The sequence below is a fragment of the Ligilactobacillus agilis DSM 20509 genome (assembly GCF_001436215.1).
Lineage (GTDB): Bacteria > Bacillota > Bacilli > Lactobacillales > Lactobacillaceae > Ligilactobacillus > Ligilactobacillus agilis.
The window spans coordinates 1-19,751 of sequence record NZ_AYYP01000061.1 but is presented as its reverse complement, the minus strand read 5'-3'; the positions used below and the strand labels follow the sequence as shown (position 1 = coordinate 19,751).

At 41.4% G+C, this 19,751-nt stretch carries 17 protein-coding genes; 2 read left to right on the top strand and 15 right to left on the bottom strand.

What is annotated here, in order from left to right; all coding sequences use genetic code 11:
- Positions 1 to 85: 85 nt before the first annotated feature.
- From FC14_RS07485 to FC14_RS07420, 14 genes are all read right to left on the bottom strand, one after another.
- Positions 86 to 1,027: a sensor histidine kinase gene (locus tag FC14_RS07485; RefSeq protein WP_056977102.1), complete on the bottom strand. Its 942-nt coding sequence runs from the start codon at positions 1,025 to 1,027 to the stop codon at positions 86 to 88.
- Positions 1,024 to 1,695, bottom strand: a complete 672-nt coding sequence (locus FC14_RS07480) for a response regulator transcription factor (protein WP_056977101.1) — start codon at positions 1,693 to 1,695, stop codon at positions 1,024 to 1,026. Before FC14_RS07480 ends, FC14_RS07485 begins: the two co-directional genes overlap by 4 nt.
- A gap of 103 nt (positions 1,696 to 1,798) precedes the next feature.
- Positions 1,799 to 2,911 (bottom strand): ABC transporter ATP-binding protein, encoded by a 1,113-nt coding sequence (locus tag FC14_RS07475; RefSeq protein ID WP_056977100.1) that lies wholly within the window; start codon positions 2,909 to 2,911, stop codon positions 1,799 to 1,801.
- Between the two features lie 11 nt (positions 2,912 to 2,922).
- Positions 2,923 to 4,512, bottom strand: coding sequence for a glycoside hydrolase family 13 protein (locus tag FC14_RS07470; RefSeq protein ID WP_056977099.1), 1,590 nt, complete (start codon positions 4,510 to 4,512; stop codon positions 2,923 to 2,925).
- Positions 4,509 to 5,333: a hypothetical protein gene (locus tag FC14_RS07465; protein ID WP_056977098.1), complete on the bottom strand. Its 825-nt coding sequence runs from the start codon at positions 5,331 to 5,333 to the stop codon at positions 4,509 to 4,511. The genes FC14_RS07470 and FC14_RS07465 overlap by 4 nt, the downstream gene beginning before the upstream one ends.
- A 21-nt stretch (positions 5,334 to 5,354) precedes the next feature.
- Entirely contained in the window at positions 5,355 to 6,215 is an 861-nt protein-coding gene (locus FC14_RS07460; protein ID WP_056977097.1) for a sugar ABC transporter permease, read from the bottom strand.
- Positions 6,216 to 6,217: 2 nt separating this feature from the next.
- Entirely contained in the window at positions 6,218 to 7,507 is a 1,290-nt protein-coding gene (locus FC14_RS07455) for a sugar ABC transporter permease (protein ID WP_056977096.1), read from the bottom strand.
- Positions 7,508 to 7,596: 89 nt separating this feature from the next.
- Positions 7,597 to 8,841, bottom strand: a complete 1,245-nt coding sequence (locus FC14_RS07450) for an extracellular solute-binding protein (protein ID WP_056977095.1) — start codon at positions 8,839 to 8,841, stop codon at positions 7,597 to 7,599.
- 266 nt (positions 8,842 to 9,107) lie between these two features.
- The gene (locus tag FC14_RS07445; RefSeq protein ID WP_056977094.1) at positions 9,108 to 10,850 is read right to left on the bottom strand and encodes a glycoside hydrolase family 13 protein; all 1,743 of its coding nucleotides are present in this window, start codon (positions 10,848 to 10,850) and stop codon (positions 9,108 to 9,110) included.
- On the bottom strand, positions 10,850 to 12,496 hold the full coding sequence (locus FC14_RS07440) for an alpha-glucosidase (RefSeq protein WP_056977093.1): 1,647 nt from the start codon (positions 12,494 to 12,496) through the stop codon (positions 10,850 to 10,852). Before FC14_RS07440 ends, FC14_RS07445 begins: the two co-directional genes overlap by 1 nt.
- Complete coding sequence (locus tag FC14_RS07435) at positions 12,459 to 13,445, bottom strand: LacI family DNA-binding transcriptional regulator (protein ID WP_056977092.1); 987 nt, start codon at positions 13,443 to 13,445, stop codon at positions 12,459 to 12,461. Before FC14_RS07435 ends, FC14_RS07440 begins: the two co-directional genes overlap by 38 nt.
- 83 nt (positions 13,446 to 13,528) lie before the next feature.
- Positions 13,529 to 14,200 (bottom strand): beta-phosphoglucomutase, encoded by a 672-nt coding sequence (pgmB, locus tag FC14_RS07430; RefSeq protein ID WP_056977091.1) that lies wholly within the window; start codon positions 14,198 to 14,200, stop codon positions 13,529 to 13,531.
- Between the two features lie 11 nt (positions 14,201 to 14,211).
- Positions 14,212 to 16,470 carry a glycoside hydrolase family 65 protein gene (locus FC14_RS07425; RefSeq protein ID WP_056977090.1) on the bottom strand — a complete coding sequence of 753 codons (2,259 nt, stop codon included), beginning with the start codon at positions 16,468 to 16,470 and terminating at the stop codon, positions 14,212 to 14,214.
- A 189-nt stretch (positions 16,471 to 16,659) separates the two neighbouring features.
- The gene (locus FC14_RS07420) at positions 16,660 to 17,643 is read right to left on the bottom strand and encodes a LacI family DNA-binding transcriptional regulator (RefSeq protein ID WP_056977089.1); all 984 of its coding nucleotides are present in this window, start codon (positions 17,641 to 17,643) and stop codon (positions 16,660 to 16,662) included.
- Positions 17,644 to 17,778: 135 nt separating this feature from the next.
- Between FC14_RS07420 and FC14_RS07415 the strand changes: the two genes are divergently transcribed.
- Positions 17,779 to 18,630 carry an NAD(P)H-binding protein gene (locus tag FC14_RS07415; protein ID WP_056977088.1) on the top strand — a complete coding sequence of 284 codons (852 nt, stop codon included), beginning with the start codon at positions 17,779 to 17,781 and terminating at the stop codon, positions 18,628 to 18,630.
- 63 nt (positions 18,631 to 18,693) lie between these two features.
- Positions 18,694 to 19,110 (top strand): Rrf2 family transcriptional regulator, encoded by a 417-nt coding sequence (locus FC14_RS07410; RefSeq protein ID WP_056977087.1) that lies wholly within the window; start codon positions 18,694 to 18,696, stop codon positions 19,108 to 19,110.
- 58 nt (positions 19,111 to 19,168) lie between these two features.
- Here the strand turns inward: FC14_RS07410 and FC14_RS07405 are convergent, their stop codons facing one another.
- Entirely contained in the window at positions 19,169 to 19,525 is a 357-nt protein-coding gene (locus tag FC14_RS07405; protein WP_056977086.1) for a DUF1304 domain-containing protein, read from the bottom strand.
- Positions 19,526 to 19,751: the final 226 nt, after the last annotated feature.

Here is a 19,751-nt window from a genome sequence, read left to right as displayed (position 1 = left end):
TTTGCTTTAATTTATATTCTCATTATAAAAAGGCTTTTGCTCTAATCCTAGTTACGATTAAAGCAAAAACCTTACAATTTGTTATTTAGTTGAAATTCAAGCTAACTACCGTCCCTTGGTCCAAAATAGAGCTCACCTTTAAATCAATGTTTAACTTTTGGGCCATGTTTTTAACAATATACAAGCCCATCCCAGTAGCAGCCCCATACTTACGACCGTTTGCGCCGGTAAAACCCGCCTCAAAAATACGGGGCAAATCACTAGCGCTGATGCCAATTCCTTGGTCACTAACCTCCAATTTGCCCGCCTGGTAACTAATCTTGACGATCTTGTTAGCCCTACTATACTTGGCAGCGTTAATCAAAATTTGTTCGACTATAAAACTCAACCACTTGGGATCAGTGACTACCTTCACCGGTTTGACCTCAATTTGCAGGCCAATATTTTTGGCGATGAAAAAATTCATGTTTTTTTGGGCTACTGCTTGAATCAAAGCTAATAAATCAACCGGACGAAACTCCAAGTCATGGTTAAAATCGGCCATCCGCTCATAGTTAAGCAGCAAATTTAATTGGTAACTAGCCACGTCAACTTGGTGATTAACTTCGGTGGCCGGAATTTCTTCTTTAGTTTGGGCTAACAAGGTTAAGGCGGTCAGCGGGGTTTTGATTTCATGACTCCAAATTTTTAAATAATCCGCCCGCTCTTCATAAATCGTCCGCAACTGCCGCTCGGTTTCCTTTAATTGAGCCTCCTGGTCAGCTAAGTATACTTCATAAGCTTGTTCTAAGTAACTACTACCCAAAGGACTCTTCCCCTTCTCTAATAACACCAGCTTCCTTGCTTCAGACAATACACTAAGTACAAGACCCCCTAAAGCAAATAACCACGTTAACCGCAAGTAGTCTAAGACTAATTCAAAGGAAAGCGACTTTAGGTAAACAAGTAGGGTCACAGCCAAAATACTGGCAAAGTAGGCTAGTATTAACGGCCACTTATCCAATAAACTCTTTACATAAACTCTCATAATACCAATAAGTACCCCTTCCCCCTAACCGTTACTAACTTATCCTTTAATCCAACTGGTGCTAATTTAGTCCGTAGGCGGCTAATGTTGACATTCAAGGCATTTTCATCGATAAAATTATTCCCCTGCCATAAAGCTTGAATTAACTTTAGCTTCGTTACAATTTCACCTTGATTAATTACTAATAGTTTTAAAATCAAACTCTCGGTTGGAGTTAGCTTAACCACAGCTTCTCCTTGACTTAACTCATTAGTTAGCTGGTTTAGCTGATAGCTAGCAAAGGTTAAGAGGTGTTCGTCTGGCTGTTGATCTAAGCGCTTAAATAAAACTTGCATCTTGGCCACCAACAAATCAAGTGCAAAGGGTTTTACCAGGTAATCGTCAGCCCCGATCATTAGCGCGCGCACGGCATTTTGGTTGAGGTCTGCCGACGAAATGAAAATAATTGGCACCTTAGTAAACTCCCTTAGCTTTTGCGTCCAATAAAAGCCATCAAAGGCCGGTAAAGAAATATCCATCAAGATTAACTCCGGCTTAAAGGCTTGGACCTGTTCTAACACGTGCTCCCAGTCACTAATAGCCTCAACTTGATACTGCCACTTGGTGAGCTCTTGCTTGATTGCTTCAATAATTGCTGGTTCGTCTTCAAAAATTAGTATCTTCTTCATGGTTCACCTCATCATTATTAGCTTAATGCCTTCCTAACTAACAAGCAAGCAAAAAAAGGCTAGTTGGAAGTCTGTCCAACTAACCTTTTTATCCTTGATGAGACTAGTAAACTGCTAATTCACTTTCAGGGTCAAAGAAATGCGCCTTATTAACATCAAAGCCTAGCTCAAGGCTTTCACCTGGTTGCATAAAGTCACGGGCGTTAACCTTAGAAACAAATTCAGTTGCACCCACCTTACTGTAAAGTTGGGATTCTGCTCCTAGCAATTCTGAAACGACTACTTCCGCCTTAACAACGGAATTAGGGAATGTTTCCAGGAAGGCACGTTCTGAGTGAATATCTTCAGGCCGAATTCCAAAGATAACTTCCTTACCTTCATAGCCTTTGTCCTTAAGAACTTTGAGGCAACCTTCTGGCACTTCTAGCTCTAAATCGTGCTTAGTATCAAAAATCTTATTACCTTTAAGAGTGACTTTAAAGAAGTTCATGGCAGGAGACCCAATGAAGCCACCTACAAAGACATTAGCGGGATTATTATAAATTTCTTGTGGGGTTCCCACTTGTTGAATCTTACCATCACGCATAACTACAATCCGGTCGGCCATTGTCATCGCTTCGGTTTGATCGTGGGTTACGTAAATCGTAGTTGTCTTTAACTCACGGTGTAACTTAGCAATTTCGGCTCTCATTGAAACCCGGAGTTTAGCATCCAAGTTAGACAAGGGTTCGTCCATCAAAAAGATGGGTGCATCCCGAACGATTGCCCGCCCTAAGGCAACCCGTTGACGTTGTCCCCCAGATAGGTCAGCTGGCTTTCTTTGAAGGAATTTTTCTAGGCCTAAGATATCGGCTGCATGGTGAACCCGCTTATCGATTTCGGCCTTATCATACTTTCTTAATTTCAAACCAAAGGCCATGTTATCATAAACTGACATATGGGGATACAAAGCGTAATTTTGGAAAACCATCGCAATGTCGCGGTCTTTAGGGGCTTCATCATTAACTACGCGCCCATCAATTAAAAATTCTCCTTTGGAAATATCTTCTAATCCGGCAATCATCCGTAAGGTGGTTGATTTACCGCACCCAGAAGGACCGACAAAAACAATGAACTCACGATCGGCAATATCTAGGTTAAAGTCGGTAACGTTGTAAACCCCTGGTTCTGCGTTATCGTAATGTTTATAAATGTGTTTTAATTGCAATTCTGCCATGAAAATCACTCCTATGCTAATTTAACTACCAAGGCATCATAGGGCTCTAACAAGTTGCGTCCCTTAACTAAAGGCTTAGCCCCGTTATCGAGGATGACTTGGCTTATTTCATCTGTTATTTCAATTGAATTTTCCTTGTGACTAAGATTAGCTACTACTAACCATTTTTGTTCCTGATAAGTTCGGTAGTAAGCAAATACTTCAGGGCTGGTCTTTAAAAGTTGGTAGTCACCTAAAACCACTAAGGGATTATTATTTCTAAGTTCAATTAACTTTTGATAAGTGTAGAAAATAGAATTAGGGTCCGCTAAAGCTTGCGCAACGTTAATTGTTTGATAATTAGGGTTAACAGCTAGCCAAGGTTGGCCTTGACTGAAGCCCGCATTGGGACTTGCATCCCATTGCATTGGGGTTCGCGCGTTATCACGTCCTACTTTATTAATAGCAGACAAGGCCTCTTTCTGACTCAACCCTTGAGCTAATAACTCTTGGTAAGCATTTCTACTTTCAATATCATCAACTTGGTCAATAGAAGTCACCTTGCGATTAGTCATCCCAATTTCTTCACCCTGGTAGATATAAGGGGTTCCCTTCATCAAGTGAAGTAGGATTGCAAATAGCTTAGCACTCTTAAGCCGGTACTGACCTTCATCACCCCAGCGCGAAACAATTCTTGGGAGGTCATGATTATTCCAAAAAAGACTGTTCCAGCCAGTTTGACTTAATTCCTGCTGCCATTTACTTAAGACTTGCTTTAACTTAGCCACATCCAAGGATTTTACATCCCACTTGCTTTGCCCCTGGTCTAAAGTCATGTGTTCAAACTGGAAGACCATCGCTAACTCTTGGCGTTTAGGATCAGAATATAGCTTAGCTTCCTTAGGACTTGCCCCCCAAGTTTCACCGACTGTCATTAAGTCGCTGTTACCAAAAGTGGCTTGATTCATTTCTTGCAAGTAAGTATGGAGTTTGGGACCGTTGGCCGTAATCTTTTGCGCCGGTTGTTTACCGATTAAATCAATCACATCCATCCGAAAACCACCAATTCCTTTGGCAATCCAAAAATTCATCATTTGGTAGATGGCCTTACGCAAGTTCTCATTGGCCCAATTCAAATCAGGCTGTTGCTTGGTAAATAGGTGCAGGTAATATTGCTTGAGGTGCTCATCATACTCCCAGGCGCTTCCACCAAAAGTTGAGCCCAAATCATTAGCTTGGTCACTCCAGACATAGAAATCATGGTAAGGGTTAGTTTTACTCCGCTTAGCTTCAATAAACCAGGGGTGCTGGTCAGAAGTGTGGTTAACTACTAAGTCCATCACAATTCTAATCTGCCGTTTGCGAGCTTCTTTAATTAATAAGTCCATATCTTCCATGCTGCCGTATTCTTTAGCAATCGCTTGATAATCGCTAATATCATAGCCGTTATCAACGTTAGGAGATTGGTAAACCGGTGACAACCAAATGGCCCCGATTCCTAGCTTAGCCAAGTAATCTAAGCGGCTAATAATTCCGGGTAAATCCCCAATCCCATCGCCGTTGCTATCTTGAAATGAGCGGGGATAAATCTGATAAACAACTGCTTTTTGCCACCATTTCATCTGTTACCAATCCTTTCGTCGTTTAAATAGTGCTCGTTGAAGTGGGTTTTAGCATAAACCACCAACATCAAACAGACGGCCGCAATCATCTGAATTGAAATTGCCAAGGAAATATCAAACTTAACAAATTCAACAATCATTGTTAATAAGGTCGCTGGCCCTAAAATACCAACCATTAGCCCCACCGCTTCCTTATAGGAATTAATGGTTAAGGCTGGACTCTTTCTAGCTAGCCACAAGAAGAAGGCCGCCCCGAAGCTAAAGAGTAAATTAGTTACCAAAAAGAGGTTTAATACTAAGGTCATCATTGAAAAACTAATTGCTGCCTTATTACGTAAAAACCAAGTTTGACTCAACTGTTGCTTTAACTTACCTTGATTAGGTGCAAATTGCTTAGTGTAAAAGAGATGGTAACTGACACCTTTATCCTTTAAGACAAAACTATTATTATTCAGAGAAACCGCCGTTTTATGACTAGCAATATCTTGTTTATCTAAATTAACCCCTACAATCTCACTTCGGTTAGTCAATAAAACCTGTTTGCCTTTAAACGCATAGCCTGACTTAGTGTAGGGAGTCGTCTTTGCTACCTGTTCTAGTTTAGGATTAGCTAACAACTTATTAACCCTGGGCATATATAAAGCTAGGTTAGTACTAGTTTGCCCTTGATAAAAGAAGGGGACAGGTAAGACCACCAGCGCTAATAAGAAGAGGGTTACTAAAATTAACTGCCCCCAAGAATAGCTCCCCCGCTCTAAAAACAAGCGCTTAGCCGAAGCAAAATTTGTAAAGTAATTAAACGGAAATGGCCGTCTGCGCATCTCTTTTTCCCCCAATCAAATTTAACCCTTGGCACCACCAGCTGTTAAACCAGTTACAAAGTAGCGTTGCAAGTAGAAGAACAGTGCACAAATTGGTAAGGCTACCAAGATGGCCCCGGCTGCGAACAAGGCTACTTGTTGATCTTTAGGGTCAGAAATAAATTCTTGTAACCCGACAGCAACTGTTAAGTGATTTTCTTCTCTCAATAAGTAACGAGCTAACATATAATCTCCGAACGGTCCCATAAATGCCCAAAGAGCTTGAACCGCAATCATTGGTTTAACTAACGGCATGACAATCTTCCAGAAAATGGTGAAGTTACCGGCACCGTCTAGTTTGGCCGACTCGTCAAAGTCGTAAGGAACTGTGTCAAAGTAACCCTTCATTAACCAAGCATTCATAGGAATCCCACCACCGATGTAGATTAAAGTTAAGAACCAGTAGTGATCCAAACCATTCAGCAACATGCCTAATACATAAAAGGCTGTTAAGGCGGCCATTGTTGGTACCATTTGTACCACTAAGAAAAATGTCAGTGACCATTTCTTGCCAACAAAGTTATACCGACTGTAGGTATAACCTGCCAAGGTAACAACTGCTACCTGAACAATGGTGGTCATAATTGAAATTGCTAGTGTATTCCAATACCAAGTACCATAAAGTGTATCCGTAAACAAGCTCGTAAAGTTAGCTAAGGTCCAAGGACCCTTAAAGCTTAAAGTAAAGGCAACTACATCACTATTCTTAAAAGCCGTCAACATGGTAATTAACAGTGGGTAAATGATAATCACCGCTAGTACAACCATATAGAGGTAAGTAAAGAAGTGCTTGATAAACCGTTGCCGCTTAATGGAGCTTCTTGATTTTTTCTTTGCTGCCATAACTATCCCTCCATATCAAACGCTTTTGTCTTCTTGAAGACGGCTAAGGAAATCCCAATTACGATTAAGGAAATAATAATGGTAATTGCAGATGCTAAGCCGTATTGTGGCGTCGTCCCGGTGGTTAATTTGTAAATCCAGGAAATTAAGATATCTGTATTACCAGCCCCACCACCGACATCACCAGGGCCCCCATTATTAAAGAGGTAAATAATGGTGAAGTTATTGAAGTTAAAGGTGTATTGGGTAACAAAGGTTGGAGCGGCCACTGCAAAAATAGCAGGTAAGGTAATGTTTCTGAATTTTTGCCATGCACTAGCTCCATCGATTGTTGCTGCTTCGTATAAGTCGTCGGAGATTGATTGCAAAATCCCGGTTACTAAAACGTAAATATATGGGAAACCTAACCATCCTTGAATCATTATCAAAGCTACCTTAGTCCAAAATGGATCTGTCATCCAGGAAATTTGTGGAATGTGTAGGAATGGGAATAAGTGGTTCAAAAATGGAATTACTTGCACGTTGATTGCCCCAGCCGAATCGTTGAAAATATTTGAAAAACTCAAAATGGTTACGAAGGCTGGTACCGCCCATGGAAGTAAGAAGATAATCCCAAATATCTTTTTCCCCTTGATAAAGTCTTGGTGAGCAACTACCGCGGTAAAGATTCCTAAGACAATTTGTAAAGTTGAGGCACATAAGGTCCAAATTAAAGTCCAACCAAAAACCGCCCCAAAGGTTGCCTTATAAGAACTTAACGTAAAGATGGCTTTCAAGTTTTCCAAGCCCGTCCAAGAAATTAAGGCAGCAGGTGGAATGTGGTTAAAGTCATAGTTGGTAAAAGCCATAAACAAGGTCACCAGCACCGGCAAGATGATTGTAAAAATCATTAAGATGTAAGCCGGAAAAGTTAGTAAGTATGGAAACCCGTGAGTGGCTAAGCTTTCCTTAATATCAGCAAAGCTTGTTCCAACCTGGCCACCCTTATTAAGGATTTGGGCAACGTGTTTAGCATCTACCATATTAATAACATAAAACATTACAAATAAAACGAGAATTAATAACTGCAAGGTCCCTCTAACCAGTAAAAACATTGAGTTGTCGACGCCAGGATTATGACCTAGACTGACGATGCCATCAACCGCACTAGCCCCAAAGGTTAGCATTTCAATAATGAACAGGGCAAAAACACCTAGAAAGATGCCCCCCTTGGCCTTTTGACCATTACTGATTTGACCTAACCCAGGGATAAGCGACAGCAACATGGCTTTTTGAGGATTTTTACTTTTCATAAGATCTTCCTCCCTTGATAAAAAGAGGGGCGGACTTGAAAATTAGCGATTTCAAGAGCTCCACCCCTCCTCAAAACTATTGTTGAATCTTAATCTTTATATTTTTGTTGAATTGTTTGCTTGATTTGCTTTACAGCAGCATCTGCAGCTTGTTGAGGTGTCTTCTTACCAGCAGCTGAATCAACAATTAGGTTTTCAGCCCCAGTCCAAACTTCTGCCATTTCTGGGATGTTTGGCATTGAATCTGCATCCTTGTATTGCGCAATAACCGCTTTCGCTAAGTCATTATCACCCTTAGCAACTGCATCACGCGCTTGTTCGTTAGCAGGTACTTCGTTGGTGTCTTTAAAGAACTTAGTTTGGTTCTTCTTGTTAGTTACATAGTCTAACCACTTTTGGCTTAAGCCCTTTTGCTTAGAGTAGTTAGAAATAACCCAAGCTTTACCACCGCCAAATGCTTGATATTTGTTACCATTGTCAAGAGTTGGCAATGCTGCCACACCGTAGTTAACCTTAGCTTTCTTATACTTAGCAGCCATCCAAGGACCATCGATAATAACAGCAGTCTTGCCACTTGTGAATTGGTCGGTTACAAAGTTTTCGTTAGATGAAGCTGACATCATACCTTTTGGCCAAACATTCTTGAACCAATCGCTGATGTATGTTAACCCTTCAACAGCACCCTTGTTATTCAAGCCAATTTCTTTAGGGTTAGTTCCGTTATCACCAAAGACATAACCACCGTAACCCTTAATTAAACCGTAAGCATTGTAGAAGTTAGTCCATTGAGTTAAGAAGGCTACGTTCTTGGTCTTGTCGTTTTCATAGGCAAATTTGCTGTCCTTAGATAAGGTTTCTAATTCCTTAAAGGAAGTTGGAGCTTTCTTAATCAAGTCCTTGTTATAATACATAACCAAGGTTTCAATCGTTACAGGTTCACCGTAAGTCTTGCCCTTTAGCGTAACATTTTTCTTATCCGCATCGTTATAGCGACCGTCATCAGCCAACTTAACTGTTGCCAATTGGCCTTGCTTACCTAAGACAGCCACCCGGTCAAATGGAGCCATCATTACGTCAGCCGCTTTACCAGCAGGCCCATCTAACTTCAAAGAATCAAGGGTTGTCAAGGCATCCTTAGTCTTAACGACCACTTTAACCCCATTTTTCTTTTCAAAATCACCCTTAATGTCGTTGATGTAGTCCTTATAGCCCTTATCAACAGTAACAGTTAAGGTTTTTTGGTTACTTTCGCTTGACTTGCTACCACAAGCAGCTAATCCAACAGTTAAACCAGCGGCTAGCGTTGCTAAACCGACTTTTTTCCAAATACCCATGATATTTCCTCCCAACAACAGCTTTTGGAAGCCGTTTCTTGATTACATCTCTTATAATACTCATAAATCAGGGTTTACGCAACCGTTTTCACCGTTATTGTTATCGCTAACCAAGATTCTCATCATTCTATTATTCAGCCTCTCTTACTAGTTACAAAAAGCAATCAAAAACGCCTAAGTTTATCAACAACTGCTAATAATTCTTAGACGTTTATTTTTTTAAATAAAATTTAACCTTTTTAACAAAATTGATTTAATCAAAAAATTCAGTCAGCTAAACTGATTACAAAGCCACCAGCCCGTAACTGCTTATCACTTAAGCCATTGGCTAACAATGGTTGACTAACTGTAGGGAAGGCGACAGCTTTTTGGCCCAAGTTAAAGCTTGCCTGCAATTTTTGACCCAAATTCAAAGTCACTAAGCCTGCTTGTTCACTCCAACTTGGAACCTGATTTAAGTAACTTGCATATTTCTTTCTTAAGGCAATTAATTTCTTAGTGAAAGCTAGCATTTCTAAGTCCTGCTTAGTTTGATCCCATACCATGCAGGCCCGGCAAGCAGGGTCATTGCCCCCAGCCATTCCGACCTCGGTTCCATAATAAAGGCAAGGACTACCAGGAAGGACAAACATTAGCGCTAGGGCTTGTTTTACCAAGTCTTGTTTTCCTTTAGCTAGGGTTAAAATTCTAGCAGTATCATGTGTGTCGAGGGAATTTAACATCACTTGGTTAGTTTGATCCCGATACTTCATCAAGTTATCTAGGAGGGCAGCCAACATTTCTTTGGGCTTAGTCTTCTTTAAGATGACCCCATCCAAGATAGCCTCTGTAAAGGGATAGTTCATAATTGCATCAAATTCTTCTTGGGCTAACCAAGCTTGGGCTGAATGCCATACTTCACCAACAACATAGAAGTCTGGTTTTAGCGCATGCGTAGCCTCATAGAAGGCTTTCCAAAAATGATGGTCAACTTCGTTAGCCACGTCTAACCGCCATGCATCGATATCGAATTGCTTAATCCAATAGGTTGCTATTTCTAAGAGGTAGGCCTTAACTTCTGGGTTAGCGGTATTAAGTTTAGGCATGTGGGGCGTATTGGCAAAAACATCATAGCTGATGTTTTTTGCATGTTCTAGGTCATCTTCTTCATAAGAAACGGGGAATGATTTAACGTGGAACCAATCACTAAAACGAGAAGCCTGGCCATTTTTAACCACATCTTGCCATTGCATCGCAAAATCTCCCATATGGTTAAAGACTGCATCTAACATAATTTTGATGCCCCGTTTGTGAGCCTCATCAACTAATTCCTTAAACTTAGCCTTGTCTCCAAAGGCCGGGTCAATATTAAAGTAATCGATGGTGTCATACTTGTGGTTAGACCCAGCTGTAAAGAGCGGACAGAAGTAAATCCCCCCAATTCCTAATTCTTTTAAATAATCTAAGTGGTCGATTACCCCTTGCAAATCCCCGCCAAAGTAGTTAGTCCGACTAGGTGGAACACTTCCCCAGGCTAAGGTGCCCTTAGGATCATTACTCTTATCGCCGTTGGCAAATCTTTCAGGAAAAATTTGATACCAAACCGTGTCTTTAACCCAAGCAGGTGCTTTTTTCCGGTCAACTTCGTGGAAGTAAGGCATTCTAAAGCAGGTGCTTGCTAATAAATGCTTTTTGGTTGCGGGCCAAACATGCCGGTCATCATAGAAATAACTTTGTCCGTCCTTAAAGTCTACCGCAAACAGGTATTGCAGCCGCTTTAAGGGCAAAGACACTTCCGCTTGCCAATAATCATATAACTCGCTAGTCCCTAGTTTAGTCATTGCGATTTCTTGATATTCCCACTGGCTCTCATCTTTTTCATTAACCTTATTACCATAAGGGTCTCCATAATACAAACTGACCTTGTTTACGTCATCCTTAGCGGTCCGTAAGCGAATTTGAAAGACCGTCGGCGTTTTTAAATAGGCCATTTCACTATCAGGACGATGATATAATGCTGCTAGATTCATTAAGCTTCCTCCTCATCATTAATAAAGACACAACTGCTATAAGCAGCTAATCTTATCTCTTGTTCAACTACTTGGTAGTCTCCGTTTTTAAATGCACAAGTCTGGGGGGTAAACTCTCCTTTAAAGACTTGGGGTTTAGCAGACAGGTTGGCTAAAACTAAGGCGCGTTTATTATTTAACTGGCGCTCAAAGACTACTAAATCCTCTGCACTTGGCAGAATAATTTCTTGCCCGGCTGTAAATAACGGAGTTTTCTTTAAAGCTAACAATTGCTTGTAGGCACTAAGGCAACTATCGACCCGGTGCAATTGGGCTGTAACCGTTACTGGGGCGTCCTCTTTAGTTTCTAACCACGGGGTAGCGTCACTAAAACCTTGGTGAACTTTAGTGTCGTCCCAAGGCATTGGGGTCCGCGCCGCCATTTTATGTTTCAATGGTAATTTAGCCTCGATTTGATTTTGGCTATAGCCAGCTGCTAGGGCCTGCTTGAGCTCGAGCTTTTCTTGGTAAGCTTCCACCGTCTTTAATTCCAAGGACTCTAACCCTAACTCCTCTCCATAATAAATGCAAGGGATTCCCCTTTGGAGATACATTGCTACTGCTAGACTCTTGACCAATTTTTCCTTAGCCTCACTTGAAACTTCAAACCGACTCAAAATCCGGGGTAAATCATGATTATTCCAGTATAAGGTCGGTAAGGCCCCTAAGCCCAACCCTTGCTGCCACTTGGAAAGTTCCGTTTTTAGGTGAACTAAGTCCAACGTTTGCCGGGCCAAGGCAGGCAATTCTGGGCTCGGTTTTTCTTTAAAGTACCTAAAAGTTACTACTGTATCACACAAATCCCGCTTAGGGTTAGTGTAATCAAAACCTAGACTAACCTCGGCACTAGCTGCTTCCCCGATGATAAATAAATCCGGCTTTTGTTGCTTTAACTTACTGATAAACTCTTCTAAATATTCTTGGACTAAAGGCAAGTTAGCATAGTATTCCTCAGCTATTTGGGGACCTTTTTTAGCCGTAATCACATTTTGTTTAAAATCGGCCTTTACGATGTGAATAAAGGCATCCAGACGAAAACCATCAACCCCTAAATTAAGCCAATACTGGGCAATCTTAACCATTTCTTGGCGGACCTTACGGTTATGCCAGTTTAAATCTGGCATCCGCTTATCAAACAGGTGAAAATAATACTCATTATGACCAACTGGTTCCCAAACGCTCCCACCAAAAAAGGAAGCCCAGTTATTAGGCAACTGCCCACTAGGAGCCGTCTGCCACAAATAGTAATCATGGTAGGGATTATCAGCCCCTTTTAGCGCCTCTTTAAACCAGGGATGCTCATCTGAGGTATGATTCATGACAAAATCCATAATGATTTTTAAGCCCCGCTCATGGGCAGCAGCAACTAAGGCCTTAAAGTCTGCCAGGGTGCCAAAGCTGGGATCAATTTGGTAGTAGTCAGCCACATCATAGCCATTATCGACTTGAGGTGACTTATAGATTGGGTTTAACCATAGCATGGTAACCCCTAAGTCCTTTAGATAATCCAAACGTTGTTCAATTCCCTTTAAATCCCCAATGCCATCGTGGTTACTATCTTGAAAACTTTTAGGATAAATCTGATAGATGATTGGTTGCATAAGCATCTGTTTCCTTTCTCGTGCTAGTGCGCACTACTAGTTTTGACTTATAGATTCGTTGGTAATTACTACTATCCTGACCATTAATTTTGGCTAACAAAATTTCAACTAAGGCCTGGCCCATTTCTAAAATCGGTTGTTTAATGGTTGTCAAGTCACCGACTTGATCCAAAAAGACCCCGTCATGACCAATCACGCCAAAATCTTCGCCCACCGCTTTACCACTAGCCTTTAAGGCCCGACTAACCCCTAAGGCAATCCGGTCGCTAGCACAAATAAAGCAGGTATTAGCTTGCCACTGAGCAACTTTAGCCTTGATTAGGTTAGCAGCCACGTGGGAATGATTAGCACAGAAATATAATTCACTTTGAAGTTTTGATTCTGCCAACACGTCTAAATAACCTTGACGACGTTTTAGTTCAAACGGCTCTTCGATATCCGTCCCAACGTAAACTAAGTGTTCATAACCACACTTTAAGGCATAATGAGTAGCTAGTCTTAACCCTTCATAATTATCGTTATCAACGAAATCATAGCCATGCCGATTATCACCAAATAAGATTAAAGGTTTATGAAAGGCAGCTAATTTACTGTAATCTAGCTCCCTTAAGCCGGTAATAATATAGCCGTCACACAAACCTGGATTTAACTCGAGTTTAGGAGTGACTTGGAGTGTATACCCGTGTTTTTCGAGTTGCTTAGAAATTCCCACCAGTAAAGTCATATAGTAGGGCTCTACTACCGACATTTCTTCTAAAATAAATAATTTTATAATCCGCGTTTTATGGCTAGCCAAAGCCCTAGCTGCTAAATTAGGTTGATAATCTAACTTAGCCATTGCTTCAAAGACTATCTTTTGCAGTTCTTTAGTGACTTTTTCGGGGTGGTTAATTACCCGTGAAACCGTCATCTTAGAGACGTGCGCCTCCTTAGCTACATCAGCTAACGTTACCATTTAATCATCCCTTTGCCTATCTACAAAAAAGGGCAGAAAGATTCCCTTTCCACCCCTATTGTAGAATTGCTGTAATTTAGTGTTTATTTGCCTTGTGCTTGTTGGTAACTAGTAACCAATAGGTCATAGTTTAAGTCAGCCGTTGAACTAACCACTGTATCTGCTTGAGCTAACTCTTCTTTATCACCAATTGCTACGGCTACCATACCTGCAGCCTTAATGGCAGCAACTCCCGCACTAGCATCCTCTAAGCCCACACATTCACTAGGTGCTAGTCCAACTGCCTTAGCTGCTTCAATGAAAATATCTGGCGCTGGTTTGCCAGCCTTCAACTTACTTGGATCCACGATGGCATCAAAATAAGTCAGTAACCCTAATTTTTCTAAAATCATGGGCGCATTCTTGGAAGCCGAAGCCAGTGACAATTTCACTTGCTGTGCCTTTAAATCTGCTAAGAGTTGGCTAATGCCTGGTAAGATATCTGCTTGAGTCAACTTGGAAATAGCCGCTACATAATAAGTATTCTTTTCGTCCGCTAACTCAGCAACTTGCGCTGGGGTATACTTGCCGCTTAACTTACCAAAAGCTAAGATACGCTCTAACGATTCAATCCGGCTAATTCCCTTGAGCTGACTTTCAAATTCAGCCGGTAACTCTAAGTCAAATTTTTCTAAGGCTAACTTACTCCAAGCCTCAAAGTGAAACTTGGCGGTATCCGTAATTACCCCATCTAAATCAAATGCTACACCCTTCAAACTAATGCCTCCTATGCTGTTAATGTTTCTTCGGTACCGTTCAACTTGATTGTTAAATCGTCACCTGCTAGTAAGTCAATCTTGGTGCCCGCTTTATCCACGTTTACGCTCAAAAGACGCCCTCTAAAGTTAATGTGGAAGCTATAGCCATCCCAGTCTTTAGGAACAAATGGGTTAAAGACTAACTGATCATCAATTACCCGCATGCCTGCAAAACCTTGAACAATTGCTAACCAACTACCTGTCATAGAGGTAATGTGCAAACCATCGTTGGTATCGTTATTGTAGTTATCCAAATCTAAGCGGGCTGTCCGTGAGTACATTTCAACCGCCTTATCTTCTTCATGTAAATCAGCAGCTAACACCGCGTGGATGGATGGAGATAAGCTTGATTCGTGAACTGTAAATGGTTCGTAGAAGTCAAAGTTAGCCTTCTTTTGAGCTGGACTAAACTTATCAATGAAGTAGTAAATCCCTTGTAAAACGTCGGCTTGCTTGATATATGGTGACCTTAAAATGTGGTCCCATGACCAGTTTTGGTTCAATGGTAATTGGTCGGCAGGGATGGCTGACACCGGACGTAAATCTTTGTCTAAGAAGCCATCATGTTGAACAAAGATTCCTAGTTCTTCATCTTCTGGTAAGTACATCTTGGCTACAATCTCGCGCCACTTGTCACGTTCAGCTTGGTTTAAACCTAGTTCTGCTAATTTATCTTCCCCAACTTTAGCTGCAATTTCGTCGGTGTAAGTTAAGCACCATTTAGCCAACATGTTAGTATACCAGTTGTTATTGACGTTGTTTTCGTATTCGTTTGGTCCAGTAACTCCGTGAATCATGTACTTGTCATTACGTTGGGAGTAGTGAACCCGGTCGGCCCAGAAGCGGGCAATCCCGACTAAGACGTCGAAGCCATCGTGGGTTACGTACTCTTGGTCGCCAGTATAGCGAGTGTAGTTGTAAATTGCATAGGCAATCGTTCCGTTACGGTGAATTTCTTCAAAAGTAATTTCCCATTCGTTATGGCATTCAATTCCGTTGAAAGTTACCATTGGGTACAAGGCACCCTTTAAGCCTTGTTGCTTAGCATTATGATAGGCACCTGGCAACTGCTTGTAGCGGTATTCCAACAAGTTTCTCGTCACACTTTGATCTGCGGTTGATAAATATAATGGCACCGCAAAAGCTTCGGTATCCCAGTAAGTAGCGCCACCGTACTTTTCACCAGTAAAGCCCTTAGGCCCAATGTTTAAGCGGGCGTCATCACCGTAGTAAGTGGAAAAGAGTTGGAAGAGGTTAAAACGAATCCCTTGTTGAGCTTCGTCATTACCACTAATTGTCACATCCGCTTTTTGCCACCGCTTAGCCCAAGCTTCTTTTTGATCAGCTAGTAATTGGTCAAAAGTCTTTTCTGCTTGTAAATCAAGGAGCTTGCTAGTAGCTTGGTCTAAGTCTGCTTTAGTTTCATAATCACGCGAAGTCGTAACGATTACTCGTTTTTCAAAGTTAGCCTTAGCCCCAACTGCTAATTCAGTAGCTAAAGTATTGACTACTTCTTTTTCAGCTGTTTGCCCCAAATCAACGGCCTCTAAGTCGCCACTATTAAACATAGCCATCTCGGTCATGAATTGTGGGGTACCAAAGTTATTAGGGATTGTCTGAGCTACTAAGCGTCCCTCTTTAGCAGATACTTCTTTGCCTAAGACATTCCAAAATTGTTCATCGTAGTTAGCATCTTCGTTATAAACGTCAGCGTCAATTTTAGAAGCAACTTCGACTCTAACCGGAACTGAGCCCACGTTTTCAAATTCAAGTCGGTTAGCGTAAAGTTCTTTTAAGACAATACTCAAGAAGCGAGTTGAAGTCACCTTTAACTTAGCTTCGCCTCTGTGGATTGTGTAAGTCCGAGTCAAAATCCCTTTTTGCATATCCAGGCTAACTTCAAAGTCCGAATACTTATCTTGGGCAAGGTCGATTGATTCACCGTTAAGCTTAATGTCTACGGAAACAAAGTCTACCGCGTTAATGACTTTACCAAAGTATTCAGGGTAACCGTTTTTCCACCAACCAACTCGGGTCTTATCAGGGAACCAAACGCCCCCGAGATAAATTCCCTTATGGCTATCGGCAGAATATTTTTCTTCAAACATCCCCCGCATTCCCATGTATTCGTTACCAATACTGGTCATACTTTCCTGTAATCTTTTATCTGCTGGATTCAAATCATGACTGATGATTTTCCAAGGATCAATTTCAAAAATTCGTTTCACTATTATTACCACCCTTTAGTTAACATTAATTGTTATAGTTCACCAATAAACTGGAAGGCCTTACATTTCATATCATAGCACAGGCACAAAACTTACGCAACCGGTTTCGTAAATAAATTTTTAATTTGCTTAAATAAAAAGGCACAGCCAATGTCAAGCCTGCCTAACTTGCATTAGCTGCACCTATTATTACTTGGTTGAATCCCGTTTGATAATGGTATGTTCAACTAAGAGGTAGTTCTTAGTGGTTGCCTGGGTTAAAAGCTTAGCCGCTTCCATCCCCAATTCATAGGGGTGAATCTCAACTGACGTCAAGCTTGGATGAACCAGCTGCCCAATCAAAGAGTTATTAAAGCCCGCCAACCCATAGGCATTGGCCGCTAGCCCTAACCTAGTCAAAATTTGTTGAAGAAAAATAGCCGTCATATCGTCACAGGCTACAAAGGCATCCACCTCTGGATTAGTCTCCAAAAAATTAGCTACTAATTCGGTTTGGTCGCTGGACTCCAAGCACAATAAATGTTCGGCCTTGGCCTTTAGGGCATCTTTGTAACCCATATACCGGTCTTCTTGAACCACTTCACTTAAATTAGAGTAAACGTAAGCTACCTCTTGGTAGCCTCGTTTGAGGAGGTAATTAGTCAAATCCTTACCCGCTTGAACGTTGTCGTTGTTCACGTAACGGGCCCTTTTAGTGACCTTAGCGTAAGGACTGCCCACCACAATGGTCTCGGCTTCCGTTCGTTTTTGAACATAATCAAAGACCGGGTCATTTTCCTTCGAGTAAACAAAGATAAACTTATTAATCTGCCCCTGCTTGCTTAACGTTGTCAAATTCGTGATTAATTCCTCATCGGTTTGCCCAGTAGCCAAGCTAACCATGTAATTACGTTGATTACAAACGGTTACAATTCCTTGGATAATCTGCATGAAGAACGGGTTATTACTGAGGGCTGGTTGATCATGACGGACCGGTAAAACAATCCCAATCATATTATTACTTTTATTAGCCAAATTTTGCGCCAAGTAGTTAGGTGAATAATCTAGCTCCTTCATGGCTTGACGGACTTTCTTTTTGGTTGCTTCACTAATCATGTCGCTATCGTGTAACACTCTTGAGGCAGTTGAAGGTGAAACCCCTGCCAACTTAGCGACATCGCGAATTGTTGTCATTTCCTTCCTCCACTCTTTTTCTTTCTAATCTAGTATAGCACAAGAAATTATTTTAAAAACATGTTGACTTAAAAATAACATATGCTATGATAATACTTGTAAATGATAAGGCAACAAGTCGAAAGGATGTTTTTTATGAAATATGCAGTTACCGCCGCTACCGGCAAATTTGGTCAAGCCGCCGTTAAGGCTCTATTAGAAAAGCTCCCCAGTCAAGAGTTAGTCATTATTGCTCGTAATCTAACTAAGGCTAAACAACTCTTCCCTCACCTAGAAATTCGCCCTGCTGACTATGACAGTGAAGTTGAACTAACCAAGGCCTTAACGGGGATTGATAAAGTTCTCTTTATTTCTTCGCAACCAGGAGGAGCAGTTAGCCGGGATATTCAACACCAAAATGTTGTTAACGCCTTAAAGAAGGCGGGGGTTACCTACGTTGCCTACACTAGCTACCCCCACGCTAATAGCGCCCAAGCTAGCTTAGCAGCTGACCATAAGTTAACCGAACAGCTACTTCAAGCTAGCGGCATTAAGCACAGTTTTTTACGTAATAACTGGTACTTTGAAAATGAACTAGGCTTAATTTCTGGCTTAGCTCAAACCCAAACCGGAGCTTACTGGGCAGATAATAAAACCGGCTGGGCCCTTGAAAGTGAATATGCCCAAGCGGCAGCTAACGTCTTATTGATGGCACAACCTAAGGAAATCTACGAATTTGCCGGAACACCCCTTAGCTATGAAGAACTAGCTCAAGCCGTAGGCACGGCTACTAACCAAACAGTAACCATAACTAAGCTTAGCCACGAAGACTACGTTGACAGCCTAGCGCAAACTGGTTTAGACCACGAAACGGCTGCCCTTTACGCCTCCTTCCAAATTCCAAATTCACTGGGAGATTTAGCTCAGCCAAGTGATGATCTAACCACAGTCTTAGGTAAACAGCCCCTGGAAATTACGGCTGCAGTCGCTAACCTACTCCAAAACTAAGCTTGCGTAAGCTCTAAGAACCGTGCTAAAATGCTAGCAGCTAAATTTGCGGAGGATTTATTAATGAAGTTTTCATATAAATTAAGTGACGCTATCCATATTCTCGCCTACCTCGAAATTTTCAAAGACGGCGACCGTTCCAGTCGGCAAATCGCAGCCAGCATAGAAGCCAATCCCAGCGTGGTCCGAAGTCTCATGAGTAATTTACGCACTGCCGGTCTAATTGTCACTAGGCAAGGAGCAGCCGGGGCCTCCCTGGCCAAAAGTCCGGCTGAAATCAATCTCTACGATGTTTACCAGGCCATCGACATGCAACGACTCCTTCATATCGACCCCAAGACTAATCCCAACTGTCCAGTGGGGGCCAACATTCAGACCGTTTTAGACCAGGTTTATACCGCGGCTGAGCAAGCAGCCTTTGCCAAGCTAAAAGACACCAGCTTAGCAGATGTTATCGCAGCTATCAAAGCCCGCTTTTAATACTAAAAAAGAGCTGTCAGTTCCATTTTTTTGAGAAACTGACAGCTCTTTTGCTTGGCTAAAGCAAAGTGCTCAGCAAGGTTAAAATTGCTAGCCCGCCTTGCATCAAAATAATCTTGGGATTGCTCGTTAAACTTCCATATACAGCCACCAAGATAATGTAGCCCATTAGTATTACAGTCGCGATCTTACTTGCAAACACAAAGACTGCTAGTAAAATCAACACAGCTAGTAACCCGTTGTAGATTCCTTGATTTTTAAAGAGAGTTTGGACCGTAGGGTTGCTTAAATCTGCCGGCGTCAATTTAAAAACTTTGGCCGTCTTGGCAGAGGTGGTTCTAAAGGTTTCTAGGTACATGATATAGAAAAATTCAAGTGCCACCAAGGTAGCCAAAATCAAAGTTAACTTACTCATCAATTAATTTTCCTTTCAAAATAATTTTCAGTTTATTCTACTCATTTTTTAGGTAACAGACAACCTTTTTTGCAAAACTTTCGGAAATTTGTTGCAAATTAAATCCTGTATATACAAGAAATTTAGATTTTACCCTTAATTTAACTATATTTCGTCCGATTTTGTTAGTAAACTGAAACTTGAAAGCATGAAATAGTGGATACTTCCCGCTACTTCATGCTTTTTT

Coding starts and splice junctions, on each gene's coding strand:
- FC14_RS07485 (WP_056977102.1), bottom strand. CDS start 1,027: ATGAGAGTTTATGTAAAGAGTTTATTGGATAAGTGGCCGTTAATACTA.
- FC14_RS07480 (WP_056977101.1), bottom strand. CDS start 1,695: ATGAAGAAGATACTAATTTTTGAAGACGAACCAGCAATTATTGAAGCA.
- FC14_RS07475 (WP_056977100.1), bottom strand. CDS start 2,911: ATGGCAGAATTGCAATTAAAACACATTTATAAACATTACGATAACGCA.
- FC14_RS07470 (WP_056977099.1), bottom strand. CDS start 4,512: ATGAAATGGTGGCAAAAAGCAGTTGTTTATCAGATTTATCCCCGCTCA.
- FC14_RS07465 (WP_056977098.1), bottom strand. CDS start 5,333: ATGCGCAGACGGCCATTTCCGTTTAATTACTTTACAAATTTTGCTTCG.
- FC14_RS07460 (WP_056977097.1), bottom strand. CDS start 6,215: ATGGCAGCAAAGAAAAAATCAAGAAGCTCCATTAAGCGGCAACGGTTT.
- FC14_RS07455 (WP_056977096.1), bottom strand. CDS start 7,507: ATGAAAAGTAAAAATCCTCAAAAAGCCATGTTGCTGTCGCTTATCCCT.
- FC14_RS07450 (WP_056977095.1), bottom strand. CDS start 8,841: ATGGGTATTTGGAAAAAAGTCGGTTTAGCAACGCTAGCCGCTGGTTTA.
- FC14_RS07445 (WP_056977094.1), bottom strand. CDS start 10,850: ATGAATCTAGCAGCATTATATCATCGTCCTGATAGTGAAATGGCCTAT.
- FC14_RS07440 (WP_056977093.1), bottom strand. CDS start 12,496: ATGCTTATGCAACCAATCATCTATCAGATTTATCCTAAAAGTTTTCAA.
- FC14_RS07435 (WP_056977092.1), bottom strand. CDS start 13,445: ATGGTAACGTTAGCTGATGTAGCTAAGGAGGCGCACGTCTCTAAGATG.
- FC14_RS07420 (WP_056977089.1), bottom strand. CDS start 17,643: ATGACAACAATTCGCGATGTCGCTAAGTTGGCAGGGGTTTCACCTTCA.
- FC14_RS07415 (WP_056977088.1), top strand. CDS start 17,779: ATGAAATATGCAGTTACCGCCGCTACCGGCAAATTTGGTCAAGCCGCC.
- FC14_RS07410 (WP_056977087.1), top strand. CDS start 18,694: ATGAAGTTTTCATATAAATTAAGTGACGCTATCCATATTCTCGCCTAC.
- FC14_RS07405 (WP_056977086.1), bottom strand. CDS start 19,525: ATGAGTAAGTTAACTTTGATTTTGGCTACCTTGGTGGCACTTGAATTT.